The following is a 25,735-nucleotide window of genomic DNA, read 5'->3' on the forward strand; positions in this document are numbered from 1 at the left end:
ACTTTTTATTAGTATTATATATAATATTAAAAAGATTCGTAACCCCGGGAGATGAACGATGCTCAACCGCCCTTTGTCGCATTCGCCCTATAGAACCGCCTTGCGAAAGAGGGGGTTGCAAGGCGCAGCCCTGCTTGCGCTGTCGACAGCATTCCCGGCGTCGGCGCAAACCGTGCTGAATGTCGATGCCATCGCTCAACCGGCTCCGGTCAGGGACGAGCATCTGAAAACTGGCACCGCGACATCGCCCGCCGGTGACACTTTCCGAGTGAACAACCAGTATCTGACGCACAACGGCAAGCCCTGGTTGCCGGTCATGGGCGAGTTCCATTACACCCGTACGCCGGCGCGCGAATGGGAGGACGAACTCCTCAAGATGAAGGCGTCCGGCGTCGATATCGTCGCCACCTACGTCATCTGGAACCATCATGAGGAACGCGCGGGCGACTTCAACTGGCGCGACGACCGCGATCTTCGCACTTTCCTGACGCTATGTGCCAAACACGACATCAAGGTTTTTCTGCGTCTGGGCCCATGGGCGCACGGCGAGGTCCGCTTCGGCGGCACACCGGACTGGGTGGTCAACGCCATGCCGACACGACGCGACGATCCGCAGTATCTGCACTATGTCGAACGCTACTGGCGCGGCATTTTCGAGCAGTCGCGCGGCCTGCTTTTCAAGGACGGTGGGCCGGTCATCGGCATCCAGCTTGAAAACGAATACAACCAATCCGGTACGGGGCAAGGCGCGGAGCACATCGCCGCCCTGAAGGCTCTGGCGCTCAAAATAGGTTTCGATGTCCCCTACTATACCGTGACCGGCTGGGACGGGGCCATTTATCCAAAGGGCGAGGTGGTGCCAGTCTTCGCCGGATACGCCGACGAACCTTGGAGTTCACGCACCGACGTCCTGCCGCCCAAAGAAGTCTATGCCTTCCGCTTCGGTAATCGCGTCGCGGGCAATGTCGGGGCGCAAACCACACCGCGCACCCGTGGCACCGCTTATGAGGACATGGACAACACGCCCTTTCTCGGAGCCGAATACGGCGGCGGCGTACCGATCATGTATCGTCGTCGGCCCCTTATCCGCTCGGACGATATCGGTGCCATGTTGCCCGTGCAACTGGGCTCCGGAGCCAACCTCTACGGCTATTATATGTATCACGGAGGTCGCAATCCCGAAGGACACACCACGCTCGAAGAAAGCGATCTTCAGGGCGCGCCCAACGGCATGCCGATCATAAATTACGATTTTCAGGCCCCCTTCGGGCAGTATGGGCAGGCGAATTCGGTCCTCACCACCATCCGCCCCTACCACATCTTTCTGCGCAGCTTTGGCGACCGTCTGGCCCCCATGGCGACGCACGACCCGGCAAACCCGTCGAAAGGCCGCAGCGATCTGGCGACCCCACGCTACAGCGTCCGCTCTCTGTCCAACAGCGGCTTCGTCTTTTTCAACAATTACGTCCGTCAGCATAAGATGGCGGCGCAGACCGACATTCAGTTTGCCGTCAAGCTGCCCGCCGGTGAGCTTAAATTCCCCTACACCCCGGTCACCGTTACCGACGGGGCCTATTTCATCTGGCCGTTCAATTTCGATCTCGACGGCGTCAATCTGGCCTGGGCGACGGCCCAACCCCTCACCCGTATCAAGGACGGCGAGACCGTCACCTACGTCTTCGTGGCGGAAAAAGGCATCACACCGGAATTCGCCTTCGCCAACACCCCGAACGTCCGGGTGCGCGCCACCACCGGCAAGGCTCGCCTTGTCGAAGGGCGCTCGGTCGTCTCCGCCATCACGCCCGGCGATAGCATCGCCATTACGCTTGAACGCAAGGGCGGCAATATTCGCATCGTCGTCCTGAGCGAAGAAGCCGCCGGTAAAACCTCTCTCCTTACCCTCAAGGGGCAAACGCATCTGGTGCGCTCCGACGCCACGATCCTTAGCGACGGCGACCGACTCATCGCGCGGTCGAGGGGCAATCCCCTTATCGAGGTCGGCATCTTCCCGCCGCTCGATAAGACACCCCAAGCGACCCTGAAGCTAAATAAGGCTCGTGCCTCGGGTATCTTTACGGTTCTCAGCGCGCAGGCCGAGAAACGTGAGCCGAAAGTCACCGTCGAACAGGTCCGCGACGCCCAGAGCGTTCCGACACCGGTCATCGGCGGGCGGGCCAAGGCGGCTCTACAACCTTACCCGGAACTCTACGGGCGTTCGGCGGCGTACCGGCTTACGCTCGATCCCGACAGTCTGGACGGTCTGAGCGACGTCTATCTCGACATCGACTATCAGGGCGACGTGGCGCGGCTCTTCAGCGAGGTCACCCTGCTGGACGACGAATTCTGGTACGGCCCGACCTGGTCGGTGGGATTGCGCCGCTTTGAAAAGCTCATTGACAAGCCCCTGACCCTGACCCTTCTGCCGCTGGTGAAAAACGCGCCGATCTATATTGACGAAGCCTACAAACCCCAGTTACCGGAAGCGGTGACACAGACAGCGGTTCTCAAATCGGTAAAATTGACGCCGGTTTACGAGTTGGTCCTCGATCTGACCGCGCCCAAACCGTAAGCGCAGACGGCTACGGTTTTTTGGTCGGGAAGCTAACGGTGCCGCGCTTGACGTCGATCGACCATTCGTGCGGTTCCGGCAGCCATAGCTTGCCCTTGCCGATCTCCAGCGGCATCCAAAGATAGCGGCTGTCCCACTGACTGTCGGGCTTCCACTGATCGCCCATGAAAACGATCGTCGTTTGTTTGCTGCCGACGACCTTCAGCAGCAAGGTGGATTGAGACTGATAGGTGTTGGTTTCAGGCGGCGCGATGTCCCTGAATTCGCTCCACGGCCCTTTGAGGGATTTTGCCGTCGCGTATTTGTTCGGATTGGTGCGCCAGCCCGTCAGGCCCGAGCCGAGCAGATAATAAAGCCCGTCGTGATGCACCAGCGCCCCGCCTTCGATCGGGGCCTGAATGAACGCGGTCTCTTCGACGACGTCGAGATAGTCGTCGGATAGTCTGGCGATGAAGAAACCCTTGGTCGGACGAGCCTCGAAGATAAGGTAGGCAGTGCCGTCATCGTCGATAAACTGACCGATATCACGGCTTTCCTGACCCAAAGGCCGGAACGACCGCAGATAGGTATAGGGTCCGGTCATCTTGTCGGAGACGGCTACACCGATCCGCGCCAGCTTGTAGGCCATGTGCGGATTTGTCTCGTTAGGGTCGAGCGGGCCGTCGATGTGCATATACATCACGAATTTCTTTGTCCTGGCATTGTAAAACACCTTGGGTCGTTCCAGCACCCAGTTGGGACCAATATTCTCGGGGGCCGTCATGTCGATGGGCAGACCGCGAAACGTCCAGTTCATCAGGTCTTTGGACGAATAGCACGACACGTAGCGCCGTCCCGGCACGGCATTCTTCGGCCGGTACTCGCCAAACCAGTACCAGGTGTCGCCAACCTTGGTGATACCACCGCCGTGCGCATTAATATGCTCCCCCCGGTCATCCAGCCACAAAGCGCTGGGCGTGATACTGGTCGCCGCCTGTGCCGGGGCTGCGTGAACGGTCTGACCCGGCAGAGCCAGGGCGACGATGACAGCGGCGGCGGACAAAAGGGTTTTCATGCGGCAGCCTTTCGTATCAGATGTGCCATGTAGCCCTGACCAGGGCCGGATTATTCGAGGATATCGACGCCGTTCGCGCCCAGTTGAAGCTTGCCCGTCCAGGCCTTACCCGACAGGACGCCTTTTTTGGCCCCGTCGATGTCGATATCGACCGGTTTGCGATTGGTGTTGACGTAAAGAGTACGTCCCTCGACGACACGGGCATAGACGCCTTCTGGTGTTACCGGTCCGCGCTTGATGCCGAGTTCCTTATAAAGGTACCGGTACAGCGGCTGAAGCACGGCGGGCTGGGACTGGGTCGCCACATAGATCGCCCTGCCCTTGCCGAAACGATTTACCGTCACGACGGGCGGCGCGCCCTCGACATTGGTGAAACGCCCCAGAACCTGCGCAGTCGAGGGTTCGAGTAGCTCGTACGAATTGATCGTCGTGGTGAAGCCTGCGCCGTCGATCGTGCCGGTCAGCGGATCAAGGTTCTTGTCGAAAGCGTGGGTTTTCACACCAAAAACATCGGTGAGGAGCCCCGGCAGGGCCGTGTTATGCCATTGATTGGTCTCGCCCACCTTGGCCGATGAGGCGGTCATGACGACCGTGCCACCGCCTTTGACATAGGCGCGCACGGCCTCGGTTTCCGCTGTGTCCAGCATATATTCGCCCGCGACGACCACCAACTTGTAGCGTCTCAGATCTTCATGCGCGAGGTTGATCACCGCCGCATCGACATTGTCGTTATAGAGCGGGTCGAAGGCGTTACGCTTTTGCGTCCCATACGGCGTGGTGTAGTAATCCTTGACCTTCTCCGCCGCCAGCATCGACTCCCACGAACTGGACAGGGCGATCTCGGGCTTTACCTCGCGCGGGAAGCCCAGTTTTTGCAGGGTTTTGAAGTCACGAGCGAGCTTGCTCCATTCGTCGAGCTTCCACGACGGCGTGTTGTCGTGATCGAGCAAACCGAACAGAATCTGCTCCTCGCCGCCCAGATGGCTGTTCCACGTCCACGCCAAAACCCCCTGGCCACCATTCAGCAGACCGAGGACGGCAAGCATGGGCGAGCGACCTTTTTCGCCGTAATAGCCTTCTCGTCCCGCCTGAAACTCATTGAACCAAACCGGTGCCATCATCCCGGCCTTGGCTTCCGCCGTCTGATAAGCACCATCCAGGACGTTGTTGGCATAATATCCGAAGGCACCGTGCGTAGCGTAGTTGCGGTAGGTCGAGGCCCAGTCGAAACCCAGACGCCCGTCGGGCCACAGGTTTGACAAGGCGGCTTTTTTCGGGGCGTATTGTTTGCGGATGGCCTCGAGGTCTTTCAGCACATCGACCGCCGCGTCGCCCCAGAAGCGGCGGGTGTCCAGATAGCGTTCGGCGGGACTGGCAGCATCGGCCAGCCGGATCTGATCCCAGTCACTGATATTGCGCGACCAGCGCTGGGTCGCCCAGGCTTTGTTCAGCGCATCGAGCGTACCATAGCGCGCCTTGAGCCAGACAATATAGCGCTGACGGTCGGCTTCGGAAAACGAGCGGTAGCCATTGCCCATTTCGTTATTATAACCGATGGCGATGACGGCGGGATGATTGCCGTAGCGCTTCATGAAGGTGTCGGCGAAGCGGTGCAGCAGACGGCGATAATCTGGGTCGGCGATATTGACCATGTACCGCCGAGACGGATACTGAGTCGTGCCGTCCTCCTTGACGATATTGGCACCGGGATATTCGTAGTGCAGCCACTGCGGCGCAATAGAACCGCTGATGTCGAGCACGACTTTGATCCCGGCGGCCTGCATCTGATCCATCACGGAATCGAAGGCATCGAAGGTAAAGACTCCGTTTTTGGGTTCGTAATAGTCCCACGATAGGTCACCCATACGCACGACTTGGAGGCCCGCCTTTTTCATGAGGGCGATATCGAGCTTGATCTCTTCCGGCGACCGGTCGACCGGCTGATAATTGACACCGACGAACAACTGTCCCTGTCCGGCCCAGTCGGCGCGAGTTTTCGCCTCCTGCGCCATGACGGGGACGGCAGCGGCCATAAGCGCGACCGTGGCGAACATCAATGCTTTCAGTTTCATTTCCTATCCTTCAACGGCTTCATTAATGCGGTATAAACGGCTGATACCTGTTGAACCCGATACCTATTCGAGGACGTCCACCCCAAGACTTGGGAGTTGCACCTTGCCGGTCCAGCTTTTTCCGGACAGCACACCTTTTTTATCGCCCTGAATCTCGACCTCTACGGTCTTGCGATTGGTGTTGACATAAAGCGTGCGACCATCGACGACGCGGGCAAAAACGCCTTCCGGCGTGACCGGTCCGCGCTTGATGCCAAGTTCCTTATAAAGATAACGATATAGGGGCTGGAGCACGGCAGTTTGGGATTGGGTCGCCACATAGATCGCCCGACCCTTGCCAAAACGGTTGATGGTGACGACCGGCGGTGCACCTTCGACGTTTGAGAAGCGCGCGAAAACCTGTGCGCTCGTCGGCTCCAGCACCTCGTAGTAGTTGTTTGTGGTTTTGAACTCGACGCCGTTTATGGTGCCGGTCAGCGACGTCGGGTGGGTGTAGAATTCCTGCGTTCTTATGCCGAAAACGTCGCTCAACCGTCCTGGCAAATCGGTATTGTGGAACTGGTTGTTTTCGTTGACCTTGTCGGACAGGCCCGTCATCACAACCGTGCCGCCTTCGCTGACATATTTGCGTACGGCGTCGGTCGCGGCCTTCTCCATCAGATATTCGCCAGGAATGACCAGCAGCTTGTATCGGCTGAGGTCTTCGTGGGCGATGTTGATGACGGCGACATCGAGGTTGTCATTATAGAGCGGCCCGAAGGCGTTGTACTTATGGTCGCGATAGGGCGTCGTGTAGTATTTGTTGATGCGCACACCCTCGGCTTCGCGACTGGCCGCCAGACGCGACTCCCACGAATAGGAAACCGCCACCTCGGGCTTAAGCTCACGAGGAAAGCCCAGCGTCTGCATGGTCTTGAACTCTTTCGAGATCATGCCCCATTCATCCAGCTTCCACGACGGGCGGTCATTGTGGTCGATCAGGCCGAAAATAATCTGCTCTTCCCCACCCAGGTGGCTGTTGAAGGTCCAGGCCAGCATTGCCTGACCCCCATTCAGCAGCCCGAAATAACCGAGCATGCGCGAACGGCCTTTCTCACCGTAAAATCCGAAATTCCCGGCTTGGAATTCGTTGAACCATACCGGGGTGGACATGCCGCCCTTCATCATCATGGTTTCAAAGGCGCCTGCGGTGACGTTACCCGCATAATAGCCGAAGGCTCCATGCGTGGTGTATTGGCGATAGGTCGACAGATAATCGAAGCCCCGGCGCGCGGAATCGCTGAATAGGTTCGAAATCGCGGGTTTGGTCGGCGCGTTTTTCTTTCGCAGAGCTTCGAGGTCCTCCAGCACGCTAATCGAGGCGTCGGACCAGAACCGGCGCATATCGAGATAACGTTCATTGGGACCAACACCGGCCACGCTGGGGATACGTATCTGATCCCAGTCGGTGAGGGTTCGCGACCAGCGCTGCGTGGCCCACGCCTTGTTCAGCGCGGACAGATCACCGTATTTGGCTTTCAGCCATACGATAAACCGCTGGCGCGTCGGCTCCGAAAACGACATATAGCCATTACCGATTTCGTTATTGTATCCAATGGCGACGACGGCGGGATGGTTCCCATAACGCTTGGTGAATATGTCGGCGAACCGGTGCAGCAGACGACGGTAATCGGGATCGCTTATGTCATCCATATAGCGTTCAGCGGGATAAAGCTTCGAGCCGTCCTCCTTGACGAGCGTCACGCCGGGATAGGCCTGATGCAGCCACTGCGGCGCAGGGGAGCCGCCAATATCGAGAAGCACCTTGATACCCGCAGCGTGCATCTGATCCATGACCGAATCGAAGGCTTCGAAAGCGAACGCCCCCTCCTTCGGCTCGAAATAATCCCACGACAAATCGCCCAGACGCACGATCGTCAGGCCCGCCTTTTTCATATAGGCGATGTCCATCTTGACCTGCTCAGGCGAGCGATCGACCGGCTGGTAGCAAGTACCGACAAACAATTGCCCCTGTCCGGCCCAGTCGGCGCGGCTCTTCGCCTGCTGCGCGATCACTGGCGTGGTTGCCGAAACCAGCATCGCTGCGGCCAACATCAAAGCTTTCAGTTTCATATCAATGTTTTCCGGTAAAAATCAAAATGGTTTGCCAAGACGTTACTTCGCAGACCTGGCGGTAGTCGGATGCTTTTTGGTCAAGGCCTTGGCCTCTGCGGCGGAAATCGGCAGGATGGCACCATGTTTGGGCAACGGAACGGGGAACTTGACCGGCACCACCTCCCACTTGGGCGTCTCAAGGCTCTTGGTCCGCAGCGCCACATAGGTCTTGTCAGGGATCCAGCGCTCCATCCACATGTAGTAGTAGTCGCCGTTGATATCGCCGGGGTTCGATTTGAACGTCAGGGGTGCTTCGGACTCATTGATCCCGGCCTTCGCCCCGATGCAGGAATCGACCCTGATCCAGGCCTCGCCCGGCGCGCGGAGATCTTTCGATTTCTCCTCGACGATGTCGTGGCAATTGTTGTTGGCCTTATCGATCGACTTGGTGAAACGGTAGTACCAGTCGCCGACCTTGGTCGCGGTCGAGTCGATCCGCCATTCGCCCGACTGCCAGATATAAGCTTCGGTGAAGGTCACGAAGTCGCGCGTCGTGGCGTACATCGGCGTGAAATAGTCGTTGTTATCGATCTTGGACGTCCAAAAGACGACATAGGCCCCGATCGACTCGTCCCACACGGCCTCGGGCGCGTAGGTATTTTGTACGTTCGGCGGCGAGACGAGGACATCGCGCTGTTCGGACCAGTTGACCAGGTCGTGGGATTCCCACACCTGAATATAGCGTTTGCGATCCGGCCCCTTGTCGCCTTTGAACCACTTCAGATCGGTCGCCATCAGGTAAAAGGTGTCGCCTTCGGGCGAACGAACGATATAGGGATCGCGCAGACCTGTCGTGCCGATCGGCGACGTAAATACGGGCTTGCCGTTGTTCAGTTCCTGCCAGTCGAGCGCGGTATTGCCTTTGGACAGGCTGAAGTGGATTTTTTCTTCGAGGAAGGTGAAGTGGACAAACAGATAGGCCTGATTGACCTCTTTCTTCGCCGCCTTGACGACCCGCACGGGAATATCCCTGGTCGCCGTCGCTGTGCCTTTGCTGAGGGTCGCGCGCAGAACGACCATGGCGTCACGGCCCTTGGGACGGCTAACCTCACCGGTATTCGTCACGAGCTTTGCATTGCCCGAAGACCAGCTAATGGTTGCGCCGTTGAGAGATGTCGGCAGCGTCAGATTGCCACGGACGGCGTCGGCATTGACGACGATAAGGTCGGCAGCGATGGCTTTGAGCGCCGACTGATCGTCGATTTGCACAGCCGATGGCGACACTTGCGCCATCACCGGAAGAGTCATGGCCAAACAGGCAGCGGTGGCGAACATCAGAGGCTTCAGTGTCATTCGGCTCATGCCTTTCAGGAGGGCCAAGAAGCGGCCCACTCGATATGAAAAGAGGCAGGCACTTTCGGAAGTGCCTGCCAGTTCCGACCGGGGCTCAGGATCTCAGAGGAAACCGGTCGCGTAGTTGTCGGTTCGAAACCGATCCGACGCCTAGTACTTGTAGCTAACCCCCAGCACGAACGACCGCCCGGAGTGGACGTACAGCAGCGTATCGTCGCGTTGTGAGTCTCGCCCGTATCGCAGGGGCTGGTCGGTCAGGTTCTGACCTTCGAACGTCACGCGGAGGTTCTTGTTGACGTTGTAGGCCATGCTGAAATCGACATTGGTCGAGCCGTCGACGATTGTGTAATCGTGGCCCTGTACGTCGCCGAGGACGTTCAGCAGGTATTCCGAGCGGTGCGCCGCCGAAACCCGTGCCGAGAAGTTATCGTCTTCGTAGTAGAGCGTCAGATTGTACGCATCCGGCGACAGGCCCGTGAAGTTAGCGGTCTGTTGCAACAACTCATTGGCCGCCGTGTTGGGGTTATCGACGCGCGTGATGTAGGTGATCTTCGAGTCGACATGGGTGTAATTGGCCAGAACGCCAAACTTCTTCCAGACACCCGGCAGGAAGCTGAACGGCGCTTGCAGGCTGACTTCGAAGCCGTCAAGCGGACCGCCCGGCGTGTTGACCTTGCGGTTGACGACGACGGTCGTGCTGGGCAGCGTCGGACAGGCTGGCGTGCCGCCTGTGATAGAGCAGCCCTGACCCAGCAGGATCGAATCGGGCAGGCCCAGCGTCGAGAAGACCACACGCTCCGACACGCCCTGAATGAAGGTGTCGATGTCCTTGTGGAAGTAGCCGACCGACAACAGGGCGTTCGGGGCAAAATACCACTCGGCCTGCAAGTCGTAGGTCGTAGCGCGGATCGGTTGCAGCAGGGCGTTACCGATCGTCACGGTCTGAATCTGCGAGTTCAGAGAGGTCGACGGTGCCAGATCCGTATATTCCGGGCGCGACAAGGTCTTGGACGCCGAGAAGCGCAGCAACAGATTCGATGGCAGTTCCGCGGTCACGTTCAGGGACGGCAGGGTGTCTTCATATTTGTTGTTGATGGTCGCCGGTGTCAGTGTGCCGTTGGCATTGACCAGAGCGAAGGAGGTCACATCGGTCTTGACGTGACGAACGCCGATATTACCACGTACCGGCACCGAGAACAGGTCGTAGTTGAAATCACCCATCAGATAGACGGCATCGATCTTTTCATCGACCCCACGATTAACCTGCCCGAGGATGTTGTATTGCGAGCCCGGGACCGCGGCACAATGGCATTCGATATCGAAGACCTTGAGGAACTTGTCGAGATCGACCGCCGTCCATGACGAGACGACACCCGTACCGCCCAGATCTTCGCCGAAGCCGGAAATCTGACGTGTCAGGCTCGATAGGGACACGCCAGCGGGCAAGGCCAGCCCGTTACCACCCGACCCCAGTTCGACGTTCGTCCAGGTATTCTGACGCGACGACAGTCCGCCACGTAGGGTAAAGTTGTCTGTGAAGTCGTAGCGCGCATTAAGCTCGGTCGTCTTCAGCGTGTTCTTAGTCTGGAGGAAGCGACCGACGAACTGACCGTGGAAGGTACCGTCGGCTTCCTGCGGCGCGAAGGTGAAGTTGGCCGGATTGGCGACGTCGATGCCGAAGTTCAGCGTCGGCACATTGCGATCACCGCGGAAATCGAACGAGAAGCCGTTCACGTTCGGCGCATCGAACTGCACGGTGGCGCGCATCGGCTCCTTGAGGTCCGAATAGGACGACCCGGTCAGGAAATCGACGCGGAACTTGTCGCTGAAGTCGTGGTGACCCGACAGAACATACTGCTGGAAATAGGTCGTATATTTGTCGAGCAAGCCTTCGGTACGGATATCGACGGCGTTGAACTTGCCGTAATCCCAGCTTCCGGTGTCGGTGAAATGGGTTTCCAAGATGGAGGTCTGGGGCTTGCCGTTCGACTGAGCCATGCTGCGGCCAAACGAAATGGCCGAGATGTAGTTGTCGTAACGGTCGTTCTTGAACTCGCCAATCAGGGTGTCGAAGTTCAGTTCCGTCGTCGGGCTCGGGCGCCATTGCAAGGAGCCTGTGAAGCCCAAACGCTCATACTGGGTTACCGAACGACGGTAACGCGGAATACGCGGGGCGAACGCACCCGAACCCGCGGCCGGAGACGCGACGGTGCCGCCATAATCGTCTACGCGCGAAAAGACGCTGTTATATGCGGCCAGATTGGAGGTACGCGGTACACCGACGCCGCAGTTCGTGGCGGTCACGCCCTTGACGGCGTCATTGGCAGGGCTTTGCGGCGTATAGCCGACGGGCGAACAGAAGCCGCCGTCGTTGCTGGCACTCAGCAGTTCGACCGCTTCGTAACCTTCTTCGGTCGCGGTACGCTTGGACCAGGCCAGCGACACCAAGGCACCGACTTCACCGAAACCGGTGGTCCAGCGGTTGGAGTAAAGACCGGTGTAACGCGGCTCGGTCTTACCCGACAGCGAGTTGTTAAAGGCTTGAACGCCGACGCTCAGAGCCTTGCCCTTGAAATCGAACGGACGGGCGGTGCGCAGATCGACCGTGGCCCCAAGGCTGCCCTCTTCGATGGCGGCTTCGGAGGTTTTGCGCACCTCAAGGCTGTTGAACAGTTCCGAGGCGAAGACCGAGAAGTCGAAACCGCGGCCGCGGTTGGTCGAACCGTTGATGTCCGATGCGCCGGTGGCGGTCACACCTTCGATGCCGTTGATACGGACGCGGGTGAAGCCGGCATTGAGGCCGCGAACCGTGATTTGCTTGCCTTCGCCGCCGTCGCCGCGCGTCAGCGACACGCCCGGCACGCGTTGGAGGGACTCGGCCAGATTGGCGTCGGGGAATTTGGCGATGTCTTCGGCCTTGATGACATCAACGATGCCGTCGGCCTTTTTCTTCACGTTAAGGGCGCTGGCCAGCGAGGCACGGAAGCCCTTCACGACAACAACGGTTTCGTCGCTGGAAGGCGCGGTCTCTGCTGTCTGGGCATGGCTTGTCGTCGCCGCCAGAAGGCCGGCGATAACGAGCAGCGAAGGTTGTAAAAGGCGCCGGGATGGCGTGATTTTCGTCATTTCTCTCTCCTGAATATCCCGGCTCACTTAGGGCCGGGATTTGGGTGCTTGATAGTCCCCTATGCCGCACTTTTTTATAGGTTCACGCGGGCGGCGCGTGTGAACCGGCCAGACAATTTGGGTGTCCGGCTTATCTTTTGTCCGCGACGGTGATGAACCCGTCACCATCGGCGTCGCGGGTCTTGAAATCGGTGGCCGCGACGGCAACCAGTTCATCACGCGTGACCTTGCCGTCCGCGTTCGCATCGGCGGTCATGACGCTGTCGATGCGCTTTTGTGTCTTGGGATCGTCGGCGGGCGCGGCCTTGATATAGTAGGCAATCGCTTCGTCGAGCGTGATCGCGCCATCGGTGTTGGCATCGACTTTTTTGAACAATCCGGCCCGGTCTGCCGACCATTCCGCAAGACTGACCTTTCCGTCGCCGTCCTTGTCAAACTTGCCCAGGCTGTCACCCAGCGGGTGGGTCTGCGCCCAAACGGGCGCTGCCGCCCCGATGAGTACAATACCCGCCAGAATGATCGACGTTTTAGTGATACGCATGTTTTCCCTCTCCTGTTGCGCGGCCGTCATTGAGTTGCGGTCCGGCGGCGCGACGATGACCGATGTCATCGTCGCTGAATTTATTCACTCGATAATCAGGGCTTGTTAGGCACCTCTTGCTTGTATTTCGGCGTGACGATCTGCGGCACCGGCGGGTTCTGCATCCCGTCGCCCAGATAGAAGCTCGGATAGGGCGGCTGATTGTAGGCGGTGTTCTGCCAGGCAATCGCGACGCGGTATTGCGCGTCGTGCATCAGCGTCACCAAACGACGTTCGGTGGGATAGGGCGTCGTATAGATACGGAGGAACTTTTCGTCCGGCGTGTGCCAGATTACTTCCTCGCGCCAGTCGCCGAACAGATCCGCCGACACCACAGGCACATTCTTGGTGCCGGTCGTCGCCAGAGCGCCCGTGGCCTCCAGCAGATTAACCGACTTGCCCGTCGTCCAGTCCCACTTGGTGATCCGGTTCTTGTCGTACATTTCGCGCAGATCGTCGCCGTCCCACCAGACGACGAAACTCAGTTCGCGCGGATGCTTAACGCCCTCGATCGGCTTGCCCTGCGCGGTATAGAGGATGTCGTTGTTAGAGGCCCACGCCTCCGAACCCGGAAACCGCGGGTCGATGTCCGCCGTAACGGCGCGCCCGGTGTCCTTGTCGGCGGGCGTCGTCCACAGAATCTTACCGGTGCGCGCGTCAAGCATCGCGGCACCGATGCCGCCATTGTGCTTGACCTCTTCATGGGCACCCCATTTTTCAAGGCCCGGACGCGTCGGATCGAGGTCGCTCACCGCCATGGCATCGCCGTGACGCAGGCCAGACGTATAGGTCTTGGCACCAGATGTCTCGCCGGTGCCGTAAATGGTAGGGTCGTCATTTTCCGCCACCGCCGGAGCCTGGCGCACGGCCGAACTCCACAGGCCCTTACCCGTGTCGTCGAGTACCATACCGCCATAGACGATCTCGTCCTTTCCATCGCTATCGACGTCGGCGACGCTGAACTGGTGATTGCCTTGCCCGCTATAGGCTTCGTTGCCGGACGCGGCGCTGTCGAAGACCCAGCGCTTGGTCAGCTTACCGTCGCGGAAATCCCACGCGGCAATCGTGCTGCGACCGTAATAGCCGCGCGACATGATGATGCTGGGCCGCTCCCCGTCGAGATAGGCCGTGCCCGCGAGGAAACGATCCGAGCGATTGCCGTAGCCGTCGCCCCAGGTTTCTTTGAGTTGCGCCGCCGTGGGCGCGTCGGTGCGCGGATCGCGCTGCGGCCAGTAGGGTTCGCTGGCCAGCGCCTTGCCGGTCAGCCCGTCGAAAACCGTCAGAAATTCCGGTCCCTTGAGGATACGGCCCTGCAAAGGCGCGACCATGGTGCCATCCGGCTTGACTTCGCCGCCGGTGCGGTCGGTGGACGGCACTTCACCGTCTTTTTCGCGCCAGTCAGCATTGGGATCGCCTAGCACTGTGCCGGTGCCGTCGATCGTGCCGTCACTGGTCCGCACAGCCATTTCCGCACGGCCGTCGCCATCGTAATCGAAGACCTGAAACTGCGTATAGTGCGCCCCGGCGCGGATATTTTTGCCCAGATTGATGCGCCACAGACGTTTGCCGTCCAGCGTATAGGCATCGATATAGACCGGGCCCGTATAGCCGTGAAAAGCATTATCCTGTGCGTTATTGGGCCAGGTCACCGGCCCTTTCGACTTATCCGCCGGGTCCCATTTCAGGATGATTTCGTAACGACCATCACCGTCCAGATCGGCGACGCTGGCCTCATGCGCCGTGTACGTATAGGTCTCTCCGGTCGGCGTAACGCCGCTGGGCGGCTCCTCGATGGGGATGCTGAGATAGCCCTCCCCCCAGACCGGCACCGGCTTCGTGACCTCGATATCCTTGCCTTTGAGGCGGGTGTGGATGACATAGGTCGATTGGGGCGTACCGGTCTTATCGACGAAGTTCGTGCCGCCCGTCAGCGGTTTAGCATTCAGCTTCTGGCCATCGCGGTAAACGTCGAATTCGGTTTTGGGCGCATCGGTCGCCAGTAGGCGCCAGCTCACCAAAATGCCGCCGTCCTTGGCCGGAACGGCGACCGCGCCACGGTCAAGGGCTTCGAGCCAGCGTGGCGCGGCCTGCACACCTGTGGCACAAAACCCTATAACGGCGGCTCCCAGAAGCAAGCCCCGACGCAAATTCACTACGCTTATCGCCTTCATACAGTCGTACCCTTACATCTTACATTGCAAAATGAAGTACGGAGGTCGCGAGTATTCGACGACCTCCCTCCTCTTACTCAACCTACTGCATGCGATAGGTGACGCCGAACATCACGCGACGCCCGCCGTACCCGATGCGCCACGTATTCTCCGCGCTGGTGAAGGCGTTGTATTGCCCGCCACCGGTAACCGGCGCTTCGTAGGTCAGGTTACGACCTTCGAGATAGACCTCGACGTTAGTGTTGACCTTGTGGCTGATCTTTGCGTCGATGTACTGCGTCTCATAACGGAAATAGGCCTGACCCGGATTATAGGGCAGCGGACGCGCGTCCAAGTCGAAGGGACCCGGATAGTTGTTCACCGTATTGGCGCCGCAGGACGAGATACAGGCGAAGCTTTCACCGCGGCCCTGATAGGAGATCCGCGCATTCGTCTTGCCATCGTCGTACCACAGCGAGAGGTTCGCGAAGTAGTCGGACTCACCCTTAGGATGCATCGAGTCGCCCGAGTTCGGATCGCGGATCGTGTTGCTGCTGGACTCCAGTTTCGAATAGTTGAAGTCGGCGCCGGTATAGCGCAGGTACCACGGCAGGAAGGTAAAGGCCGTCTTGGTGGCGAACTCCCAGCCCTTGCGGTTATAGGGGTCGCCGTTGCGCCATGTCGCCACGTCGAACGATAGATCCGAGACCGGTTGCCCTGTGACGGGATCGGTGACGTCCGTGCCTTCAAACAGCTTGTAGTTGGACAGGGTCGTCGCCTGCGGCGCGCCGATCTTCACGTCAAGTTCCAGCGCGGCAAGCGAGAACATGGTGTCTTTGTTCGGATACCATTCGACCGTCCAGTTTTCGCTTTTCGCCGTATAGGGCTTGAGGTCCGGATTCCCGACGCGGGTGTTGCAATCGTTCAGCCCGCTGCCGTCCGCGGCATCGATTTCCGCGCTGCGTTCGTCGAAGATACAGGTGCCGGCGGCCAAGAGACGCCCAATGGGCGGCCGCGAGATCGTCTTGCCTGTGCTGTAGCGCAAAACCAGCTTGTCAGGGATTACCCACAGATTGGCGTTGTAGCTCGGCAGCCAATCTCTCGTCGTCTTCTGCAAGGTTACATTCTTGGAGAGGCTAGTCGAAGTGACACCTGCCGCGGCATAGGGGTTGGCGGCGCTGAAGCTGGCGTTCTTCCGAACCGACGTCAGGGTCATCAGACCACTGCCGTTGACTTCGGTTTCCACCGCGCGCACCCCGAAATTGCCATCGAAGACAAGGCCAAACGGCAGTTCTTGCTCAAAGTCGAGCACGTAATAGGCCGCCGTTATCTTTTCTTGGCTCTTGAGCACAGGCTGCTCATACATATTGCCGTCACTGCCGCGACACACCTTGAGGCAGTCGAGGTTATGATTGACGTCGCCGTTCATGTAGGTAACCAGCTTCGCCACGTCGATATCAGTCCAGCCGGAAATCAGATTGCCCCGATCCGGGTAGCTGCCGAAAAAGGTCGAGGAAGCCGGACGGAAGACGTTGTTGACGATCTCCTGCATCTGGGCGGGCGTGAATGTTTCGACGCCGTAGAGCGTGTTCGACAGGTTGGTGCTGGGCACATAACCATAATTACAGCCGATAGAACCCGCGGGAGCGGCCGTACCCGTGGTACCATACTTCGCGTCGTCACACGCGCGGAATGTACCACGCAGGTTCATCGTCGGCACGACGACCGGAGCAACATAGCCTGCGGCCCCAAAGGTGCCGACGGCGGGCTTGACGGTATAACCGCCCCCCTGCCATGCGCTGCGCTCGGCATCGCGGAAGCTTATCCCGGTCTTAAGCTGCCGGAAAAACGGCACTTTGTCCCAGATCCGATAGGTAGCATCGAGTTTGAAAGTGTTTTCCGACCCCTCTTCCAGACGCGGCGAATAGGTGAAGGAGAAGCTGTTGCTGGTCCACGGTTGCTGAGCAACCGTGTAGGCGGGGCTAGCCGGACCGTTGATGCTCGCTGTGACGGCACCGATATTGGCGGCGGCCGCACGAACAGCGGAGTAGTTGGCCGGATTGTTTATGTCGAAACCTGCCGGCATTTCATACAGCCACAGGCCGTTCGGTTGGACGGTCAGCTTCGCGCCGGTGTAAGGCGTCGTGAAGCTGGCGAATTGGTCGGTCTTGCCGAACTCGGACTCCGAGTGCGCGGCGAGGAAGTCGACGCGCAGCGGGCCCTTCTTGTATTGAGCGCCAAAGGTCAGATAGGTCGAGTCGGAATACTGGCTGTTATTGGTCTGCTGCTTTTCGACCGTGCCATCAGTGATGGTGAACTGGGTAACATGGTGATTGGCATCGACCGTCACGCTGTTGGGATCGACGTTGACCACTTGCCCGTAGATCGGGAATGCCATGTTTTGCGTTACTGATCCCGCGACCTGGTCGAGGGTTACCGCTCCCGTCGTCCAACCGATATTGCCCGGTGCTGCATTATACAGATAGTAACCCGACCCGGCGACGGGTGTACGGATCTGGGCAGTGCCGGTAGCTATGTTGGTGTTGGTGACCAATGAGTCGGTGAATTTGCCAGCGGTGTTGATGCTCACGCCACCGAGCGCGAGGAGGCGACGCTGCTCATCAATTTCGCGGTTGGCGACCGCGTACTTGGCGTAAACCGTCAGATTGTCGTTGACACGGAAGTCAAAGCGCAGATCCGCGGCAAGACGTTTTTCGGTTTGCGTTGTCATGAAGCTGCGGATCAGGGACGGATGGTAGTCGTTCCACTGATTGAGGCAGGTCTGACGCTCCAAATAGCGCTGGTTCTGCGCTGCGGCGCGGTTGGCGTTGTTGGTGCTGGCGGCGATCAGGCCAAGCTGCGCATCCGTGATGGTCGGGAACAGCGTGGTACAGTCCGCCTTGCTTTGCGCTTGCGACGACAATGTCACGACTTCCAGAGGCGATTTGGAGTAGATCAGCGCGCCGTTACCGGCCGCTGCCGCCCACGACAGAAGCGGCGTATTCGCGCCGTCGCCGGTTGCGGTGGCCGGATTGAAGCTGAACGTCTTATTGGGCGAATTATCCCAGTCGATCGTGCGCGCATAGCCCTGGCTGCCGCTGGTGACGGTTTCCTGGGCGTGGGAATCGTTCTGAACCTCGCTCGACGTCACGCTGAAGATCACACCGAGGCGGTTATCGAAAAATTTCTTGGACGCAACGATGTTCAGGTCCGGCGTCCAGCGCTGACCCAAAGAATTCTGCTGCGCGCCAACGCGCATGGAGATGTACGGCTTCTTGAAATCGAGACCGGTGCGGGTCTGAATCTGGATGCCGCCGCCGAGCGACCCCTCAGTCATGTCCGCCGTCGTACCCTTGACGACGTCGACACTCTTAATCAGGTCGGAGGGGAGTTCGCGCATGTCCGCGCCACGGCCGCCGCCTTCGGAGCCGTTGATCGCCATGCTACCGCCAGCGCTCTGCACACCGACGCCGTCGATCTCAACGCGGGTCAGGTCGGGGCCGTTGCCGCGGATGGAGACGGAATCGCCTTCACCGAATTCGTTGCGGCTGAGCGCCACGCCGGCGACGCGCGAGATGGCTTCGTTGAGGTTGCGATCGGGAAAGGCGCCCACGTCATCAGCAACGATGGAGTCGGTCGGCGTCCGGGCCTTTTTCTTACGATCGTTGGCGGTCTGCTGCGCCGCGCGAGCACCGACAACCACGACTTCAGTGACGTCATCCTGCGGCGCGGGCGCTGCGGTTTGTGCGAACACCGGCGTAACGGCCATGGCGATCATAAGACCGAGGCCAGTTCCGGTCTTGAGCTGATATGAGAATGATTTGCTGGACATACTGGGTACTTCCTCCGTCTGGTCCCCCGAAGCGGTGTTCCGCATTCGTTAGTTTTGTGATGCCCTTCGCAGATGTGCGGCTACGAAAGGGGTGTCTGGGCCTTGGCCCGAAACGACTTGAATTCGGCGATAAGCGTGTCGCGATTTAAGAAAAAAAGGAGACGGGTCGCTTGAACCCACCCGTCCCAGTTCGATCAGGTCGCAGGGAGTGCGACAGTCCTGAGCGTATCCACGATCCAACAGGTATGGAGGTCGCGGTCTTCACATCTTGCGGCCCGCTAAGAATGCGGGTTCCGGGTTCAAGCCGAAGGCGGCACTGGCAAGGCCGAAGATGGAACCAAAATTTGAATGCCGAAGCCACAGCCTCGGGCAGATCGAACGCCAACATCCTGATCGCCTGACCAGGTGTCAAAAAATGCAAATGCAAAGCCGTCTTCCGATCCATTTCACTCCCCTTCAATCGTTATCGATCGTTATTGATTTGTGGGGTAAGACGCGGCGGCTCGGAAAAGCGGAACCTCATTTGTATGAAAAATGAAATTTTGTGAAAATTTTTTCACGAGTGACGTGGCGCGCCGCCGAAAGCGAGCTGCGGACGCCCGCTAAGTTGGGTTAGAAAGTGCACAAAATCTATTGATATAATGAAGCAAAATGACGCCTTGGCGCGGCCTCTTGTTGAGTTCTGCCACGCGAGGGTTGATCGGCATTAAAGATTGCGCTTTGACGAACAGGACCTACTGTCCTCGCCTAAAGGACAGGCTATTCCAGCGTTTGCCGAAATAGCCGATTGGTCTGCCTTTATTTCACTTGGAACGTTTTGATGCCGCCCTTGAGGCCGGTACCGGTGATCTCTATCTTAACGATGCCGGGTGATCGCCCCGATCGCAGAACCGCCATCGCGAACCCGTTGTGCAGCACTTTCCTGTTGCCCGCGAACAGGTCGTCGCTCCAGTGGTTGCCGTTATCCACCGCGATCAGCCTTGCGGAGCCGCTGACCTTGAACGTGACTTCGCCCGGCGTCGTCGGCACTCTGCGACCTTTGGCGTCAACCGCGTAGACCTTGACATATTGGAGGTCGAGGCCGTCCGCCTTCCAAGCCGGGTTCTCCGCCTCGATGGTCAGGGCTACGGCCTTGCCGGTCGTCTCCATCTCGTGACGGGCGACGACCTTGCCGGCGGTCCGTGCCACCGCGGTGATCTTGCCGGGCGCGTAGGGTACGTCCTTCCAGTAGATCGTGTTGCGTTTGCGGACATTCATGTCGTTTGTCTGCACGCCGATGGACTTGCCATTAACCAGCAGTTCCACTTCTTCGGCATTGGTGTAGGTATAGAGATTGTAAGTCTTGCCGTCCTGACGGTTCCAGTGGGACGAAATGACCTTCTGCCCGACCATCACGTCGTTCCACATCTTCGACTCGCCTTCGTTGTCGACGACGCCGATGTGGACCACGGGTTCGTTGGTGAAGATGCTCTTGGTCAGCCAGGCCTGCGGGAACGGCTCCAGGGCGTGGTTGAAGAACGAATAGGCCCAGCCCTTTTTCGGCCAGCCGTCCGATTCGCCCCAGTATTCGATGGCGCCCCAGTAGGCGAGGCCGACCATCTTTTCGCGGTCCATGCCGAAATAGGGCGCCGCCAATTCGTTGGTCACGGCCTCGCTCTGATAGATGATCATGTCAGGCGCGTGCTTGAGATATTCCTGATAGTCGTCCCAAACATAGTTGAAGGAAGCGATGTCCGTGATCGTGGCCAGTTCGGGCGGCACGATGTTTTCCTTGACCGTAAAGGCGGGGTTGGCCTTGATGATGCCCTTGGCGCGCGCCGGATACATCCCCACCGTCGTCTTGCGCGTCGGGTCGTAGCGTTTGGCCACCACGTCCATGATGCGATAGGTCGTCTGGCCCCAGTCGCCGGTCGGCCAGTTCCAGCGCTCCTGCTCGAATTGCAGTTCGTTGCCGAAGCTCCACAGGATCACCGACGGGTGATTGCGGTCGCGCTTGATCCATTCTTTCAGATTGTCGAACCAGATGTCGTTCCACGGCGCACTGCCGGACCAGGCGCGCGTGCTGCCCCACTTGTCGTAAAGCTCGTCAACGATCAGCAGGCCCTTTTCGTCGGCGAGGTCGAGGAAGGATTCCGAATAGGGATTGTGCGAGGTGCGGATATGGTTGAAGCCGAAGGCCTTCAAGGTATCCATCTGCCGGGCGATCGAGGTCCGGTAGGCGGCCGCGCCGACGGCGCCGAGGTCGTGGTGGTTGGCGATGCCCTGCAGGAAAATCTTTTTGCCGTTTAGCTTGAAACCGAATTCCTTTGAGAATTCGATGGTGCGGATTCCGAAGCGCTTGGTCAGCCGGTCGATGATCTTGCCGTCGGCGATGAGTTCGACCTCGGCGGTGTAGAGATTGGGCGTCTCGATCGACCACAGCTGCGGCTGAGCTATGGCGAGGTTCGGCAGGGGCGTCTCGACTGTGGGCAGGTTGTTGCGCGGGAGGGGCACAAAGCCGCGGGTCTCGCCGACCAGCTTGCCCTGCGGCGAGATGATTTTCGTATAGATTTCGACGGCATCGGTCTTGCCTTTCAGCCCGCCGACCTCGACCTGAACGGCGACCTGAGCGCTGTCGGCGGTGATGACCGGCGTCGTGACGAAGACGCCGTGCCGCGCGATGGCGACCGGGTTGCGGACCACCAGGTGCACGTCGCGGAATAGGCCGCCGCCGGTATACCAGCGCGAATTGCCGCCGGTCGAGGCGCGCACGGCCACCACATTGTCGCCGTCATAGCGGATGACATCGGAGATATCGGATTCGAAGCCGAGATAACCATAGGCCGTGCCGCCGACCTTCTTGCCGTTCAAGAAAACGTCGCCGGAGACCATGATGCCTTCGAAATCGAGCAGGACCTGCTTGCCCTTCCAGTTGCCGTCGGCCTTGAAGGTCTTGCGGTACCAGCCGGTGCCAAGCGTCTTGAACCCGCGGGCCCGGTTGGCGGTCTTGTCCCACGGCTGTTCGATCTGGAAGTCATGCGGCAGGTCAAGCCTACGCCAGCCCGAATCGTCGAAATCGGGATTTTTCCCCTCGGCGATGTCGCCGTCCTGAAAGCTCCAACCGAAGTTAAACAACTCGCGGATTCGGGGGCTTTCAGGGCTGCGGGCGCCCTGGCTAGCGGCCGGCAAACTTTGAGCGAGTGCGCCGCCACCGACCGTTGTCACCAGCGCCGCTGTGCCAAGTGTTTTGAGTACGGTTCGCCGATCGGCGCCGCCTGTTCTTTCAGCCATTAATTATTCCGCTTCTTCTTAGCTGGTTCCACGCTTTGTGAGGCCCATCCCGGCGCATCTTAGACGAGTGTCAAACTGGCATGCCCCGAACCCAATCGGGCCAGAGGACAGATTTTCATTTGCTTGCGTTCTGGGGTAAGACGCGGGCGTTTGGAAAAGCGGAACCGATTTTTGAAGAGACGATTGATTTCGTTCACACCCTTGGTGATCTGCGGGTGTTCAGCTGTCTTTGACAAGCGTGAAATTATCGAGCTTGAGCTACTGTCCGGCGCTCCCTTCGACATAGGCACCTACCTGCACCTAACCGATAGAGCCAATATGGGGAATCGTGATCTCAGTCCATTCGTCCACCTTGCCCGTGACACTGACGGACAGTTCGGCGCCGCCATGGCCGACTGCATAGAGTTTCGCTATGTCCTGTCCGCCGCTGCTTTTCACCCACAGTCTTAGGCTATATGTGGCATGGGCAGGACAATATCCTGAACGGCGTTGCCCAGCGTTATTTGTATGGGCAAGCGTCTAACCCAGCGTCCGGTGCGGACGTCCAGAACGTTCACAATGGGTGCGGCCAAACACATATCTGAGCCTCGATGTCCATCTGACGACCAATTACGGTGCCTCACTTCCAGTCGATCTGTTTGGAACATCCCGAACACTGTAAAAATCGGGCCTTTCGCTGAGTTTTTATCGGATGTTCGCCCTCTGACGATGCACCAACGGCAATCGCCTTTAGGCAAATTATGACTACCCGGCAGCGGTGCGGATTTCAAATGGTTAGCCCTTTGCAAGACAAGGTCGCCGCCGCCGTAGTCCATGGGCAGCAATTTGGATGCCATTATTTTGAAATCTACAATGGCGATTTGCTGAGGTACGGATCTAGCCTACTTCCAGATCCATCTTAGCGAATGCGTCCCTTGCGATCATAGTGCGGTCTGACCTGCAACAAGTGGCCTTGGCATTCTCATGGGAGCGATCAGGACTGCACCGCAACTTTATCGTGACGACCGCGGCTGATCCTTTGCGAAAGACAACGCGCCAGCAAGCTAAAACAGCTAGACCCTAAACGAAACGGTCCCAAAGAGAGTAGCCGTCCGGGCCCATCCTTGTTTCAGAGCTCAGTCGTCGTGTCCTCTGCTCGGCCTCGGCGATACCTAAATACTCGGCCAGCTCAGGGCGATAGTCTTCGGGCTGCTCGTCCAGCCGGTCCCGCGCGCGAGCCGCGTCCAAGATCAGCTTGACACTCGCAAAAACCCTCATGAACTGATGGCGGCATGGCGCGCTGTTCGGAGGTCTAGTGAGGCGTAAGCGAACGCCAAGGTCTCATTGACCGCTTTTTACGCGAGATCGCTAAACACTGGACAGCATGGGCTGTAACGACCTACCTTGCGAATATGCAACCGTCGCGTGCTTCTGTATCCGCATGAGCCAAATCGGCGATGCGACTCCTCCCGCACCATACTAAGCAAACTGAAACCAATGCCGAGCACCTCGAAACTTCAGAGTCTTTCAAATCGCCAACGTGAAATTTTGCGCGCACTCGCCGCTTATCGCCAACCTAAAGAAATAGCCAATGATCTAGGTATCGGCGAGTTCACCGTAAGAAAACACCTTGAAGCGGCTCGTCGGCGACTGGAAGTATCGAGCAGCTTGGAAGCCGTACGCATTTTTGCCGAATACGAAAACCGGCAAACCCCTATCCAAAACGAACCATATCAAATTTCGAGTCTCGATTCCGAACTGGCGCTTGCGGCAGGGTCGGGCCACGAGGCGCTCAATGGTGGCTCGAAACACTCCGAGCCGGTTGATGCCTACGGGCCAGACAGGCAAATTGGTGACACCAGCGCAAATGACCTGAGTTCCCAAAACTCCGTGTCGTCTGCGAAAAATCTGCGAGGTCTGATTGTGGCAAGTATCTTGGCACTTCGTACCTGGATAAGGCTGGTTGATCTTAGCAGGCTGTTTTACCTGATTTTCGCAACGGCAAGCGGAATCATAGTTTTGACGGTCGTGGCCGTCACCAGCCTACTCGGACTGTTTCTACTCATTCAGCGCATCACGGGCCAGACCGGGTAAGCCTGCCTTGATCTGGTTCTCTAATCACTTTGGCCTTGATTGGAGTAAAAATGAAACGATCTGAAATTGTCCTTTCCGGGGGCGAGCAACTGCTGCTTACCGAGGATGCGCTGGATACAGCGCTCGGCGAAACAGGTGAACTTATTTCGCGGCTGACACGCCTGCGCGTCAGCAACCAAATGTCGGCTGTTTATGGTCAGAATGCCATGGACGCCATAATCGAGTCGGCGTCCCTTTTGAATGGCGCACGTGGCGCCATGGTTCGCGCGCACGGATGTCTTGATGAGGTCCGCGGGCAATTGGGATGCTCTACCGTTGCTGTAGGCAATAATCAGGACAAACCTATTCAAGGGCGTCACCGGATCGAGCCAACGACTGTATCGACAAGCCAGATAGAGGTCTGACGAAACGATGGCGCTTATACACCACGTGTGGGTTTATTCAGGCTATGCCCTGGTTCTCACCTGCGGCAGCATCGCTATTTGGCGTGGTAGCTGGGCGGAACGCCTGGCTACCGCTATAGTCTGGACGGCGTGGGCAATTAATCCACTCATTCAACAAGGTTTCGACCCAGGTCCCGTTACCCTGGCGGTGGATTCGGTCGTCGCCCTTGCCTTTATTGCCATCGCCCATCTTTCACGTCGTCTGTGGACCTTATTTGCAGCCGGAACAATGGTAGCCACGGTTGTCTGCCATCTAGCCGCTCGGATGGTGATCGAAACGATCGGATATTTCGCCTTTAATACGGTCCTTGGCCTCCTGGGGGGAGTCTACGTCGCCATCGCAATCGGCTTGGGTGTTTGGGAAAACGAATATCTACGCCGCTTGAAAGAGCGCCGTCCCGAATAGTCCCGTCTCCCTCGAACGGCGCCAAAGTTCGTACCGCTACTCCTTTTTATGCATTAGGAATAACATGACGACCGCCAAACTGATTATTCTTGAAAGCGCGCTGGCAACGCTCGATGACGCACGGAGTACGTTACGCGTCGCCGGATTGAATGATTATGCCGAAATTTTCGACGACGCCTTTTCACGGGCCATCGAAACTTACGATCGAACTATGCGCAATAGATTTAGAAGCAGGGAAGATAATTAATATCCTTTGCACTGAGTGCCCGATATCCGAAGCATCCCCTATTCTACTGATTTACTGGCGGCCAACGATCGAATAAGATCCATTACCGCAGCTCGCTGAAGACTTGGCAGCTTTTGAAATTCGCGCGCAAGCCTTACACCTGCCGGGCTACTATAAAAGTCCAAATGGGCGAGTCGCTCCGAGGGATCACCCTCCTGCTCAACATACAGCGCATTCAAGGGCACTTCCAGAAGCCGTGCCACCTCGAACAGTTTCGTCGCACTGAGACGATTTAAGCCATTTTCGTATTTTGTTAGTTGCTGGTGCGTGACGCCAAGTTGCCCAGCGAGCACGGCCGGACCTATCCCGCGCGCCTTGCGCATTTTCCGGATTTGGGCCCCGATAACCACATCCATAGGGTCGCGCACTTGCTCGGACACTCGACCTCCCCAGGCACCAGTCTGTATGGAATCAGCGCGCTAAACTA

At 58.4% G+C, this 25,735-nt stretch carries 15 protein-coding genes; 5 read left to right on the forward strand and 10 right to left on the reverse strand.

From position 1 onward, the window contains the following. Nucleotides 1-58 precede the first annotated feature (58 nt). A complete protein-coding gene (locus AEYBE204_RS29965) occupies nt 59-2,569 on the forward strand; it encodes a beta-galactosidase (protein WP_031230471.1) in 2,511 nt (836 codons plus the stop codon). 10 nt (nt 2,570-2,579) lie between these two features. Here AEYBE204_RS29965 and AEYBE204_RS29970 read toward each other — a convergent pair whose 3' ends face one another. The 9 genes from AEYBE204_RS29970 to AEYBE204_RS30010 form a co-directional block, all read right to left on the reverse strand. Continuing rightward, a complete protein-coding gene (locus AEYBE204_RS29970; protein ID WP_023462198.1) occupies nt 2,580-3,623 on the reverse strand; it encodes a family 43 glycosylhydrolase in 1,044 nt (347 codons plus the stop codon). Between the two features lie 50 nt (nt 3,624-3,673). After that, nucleotides 3,674-5,695, reverse strand: a complete 2,022-nt coding sequence (locus tag AEYBE204_RS29975; RefSeq protein WP_023462199.1) for a beta-galactosidase — start codon at nt 5,693-5,695, stop codon at nt 3,674-3,676. A 63-nt stretch (nt 5,696-5,758) separates the two neighbouring features. Next, on the reverse strand, nt 5,759-7,807 hold the full coding sequence (locus AEYBE204_RS29980; protein ID WP_023462200.1) for a beta-galactosidase: 2,049 nt from the start codon (nt 7,805-7,807) through the stop codon (nt 5,759-5,761). 42 nt (nt 7,808-7,849) lie between these two features. Next, nucleotides 7,850-9,142, reverse strand: a complete 1,293-nt coding sequence (locus AEYBE204_RS29985) for a glycoside hydrolase family 43 protein (protein ID WP_023462201.1) — start codon at nt 9,140-9,142, stop codon at nt 7,850-7,852. A 150-nt stretch (nt 9,143-9,292) separates the two neighbouring features. Then, nucleotides 9,293-12,268 (reverse strand): TonB-dependent receptor, encoded by a 2,976-nt coding sequence (locus AEYBE204_RS29990; protein ID WP_023462202.1) that lies wholly within the window; start codon nt 12,266-12,268, stop codon nt 9,293-9,295. A 130-nt stretch (nt 12,269-12,398) separates the two neighbouring features. Further along, nucleotides 12,399-12,878: an EF-hand domain-containing protein gene (locus AEYBE204_RS29995; RefSeq protein ID WP_031230475.1), complete on the reverse strand. Its 480-nt coding sequence runs from the start codon at nt 12,876-12,878 to the stop codon at nt 12,399-12,401. 26 nt (nt 12,879-12,904) lie between these two features. Beyond that, nucleotides 12,905-15,001, reverse strand: a complete 2,097-nt coding sequence (locus AEYBE204_RS30000) for a rhamnogalacturonan lyase (RefSeq protein ID WP_304412553.1) — start codon at nt 14,999-15,001, stop codon at nt 12,905-12,907. Between the two features lie 100 nt (nt 15,002-15,101). Beyond that, nucleotides 15,102-18,830, reverse strand: coding sequence for a TonB-dependent receptor (locus AEYBE204_RS30005; protein ID WP_023462205.1), 3,729 nt, complete (start codon nt 18,828-18,830; stop codon nt 15,102-15,104). Nucleotides 18,831-19,628: 798 nt separating this feature from the next. Then, nucleotides 19,629-22,100 (reverse strand): glycoside hydrolase family 2 TIM barrel-domain containing protein, encoded by a 2,472-nt coding sequence (locus tag AEYBE204_RS30010; protein ID WP_052019398.1) that lies wholly within the window; start codon nt 22,098-22,100, stop codon nt 19,629-19,631. Between the two features lie 1,476 nt (nt 22,101-23,576). On the opposite strand from AEYBE204_RS30010, the gene AEYBE204_RS39515 reads away from it, so the two are divergent. The 4 genes from AEYBE204_RS39515 (at nt 23,577) to AEYBE204_RS0120250 (ending at nt 25,269) form a co-directional block, all read left to right on the forward strand. Beyond that, complete coding sequence (locus AEYBE204_RS39515; protein WP_023462209.1) at nt 23,577-24,173, forward strand: response regulator transcription factor; 597 nt, start codon at nt 23,577-23,579, stop codon at nt 24,171-24,173. A gap of 50 nt (nt 24,174-24,223) precedes the next feature. Next, nucleotides 24,224-24,577 carry a hypothetical protein gene (locus tag AEYBE204_RS0120245; protein WP_023462210.1) on the forward strand — a complete coding sequence of 118 codons (354 nt, stop codon included), beginning with the start codon at nt 24,224-24,226 and terminating at the stop codon, nt 24,575-24,577. 7 nt (nt 24,578-24,584) lie between these two features. Further along, on the forward strand, nt 24,585-25,022 hold the full coding sequence (locus tag AEYBE204_RS30025) for a hypothetical protein (protein WP_023462211.1): 438 nt from the start codon (nt 24,585-24,587) through the stop codon (nt 25,020-25,022). Nucleotides 25,023-25,086: 64 nt separating this feature from the next. Continuing rightward, the gene (locus AEYBE204_RS0120250; RefSeq protein WP_031230489.1) at nt 25,087-25,269 is read left to right on the forward strand and encodes a hypothetical protein; all 183 of its coding nucleotides are present in this window, start codon (nt 25,087-25,089) and stop codon (nt 25,267-25,269) included. Nucleotides 25,270-25,307: 38 nt separating this feature from the next. Here AEYBE204_RS0120250 and AEYBE204_RS30030 read toward each other — a convergent pair whose 3' ends face one another. Continuing rightward, nucleotides 25,308-25,688, reverse strand: a complete 381-nt coding sequence (locus AEYBE204_RS30030; protein ID WP_031230491.1) for a helix-turn-helix domain-containing protein — start codon at nt 25,686-25,688, stop codon at nt 25,308-25,310. Nucleotides 25,689-25,735 lie beyond the last annotated feature (47 nt).

Origin of the sequence: Asticcacaulis sp. YBE204, from assembly GCF_000495855.1 — a bacterium.
Lineage (GTDB): Bacteria > Pseudomonadota > Alphaproteobacteria > Caulobacterales > Caulobacteraceae > Asticcacaulis.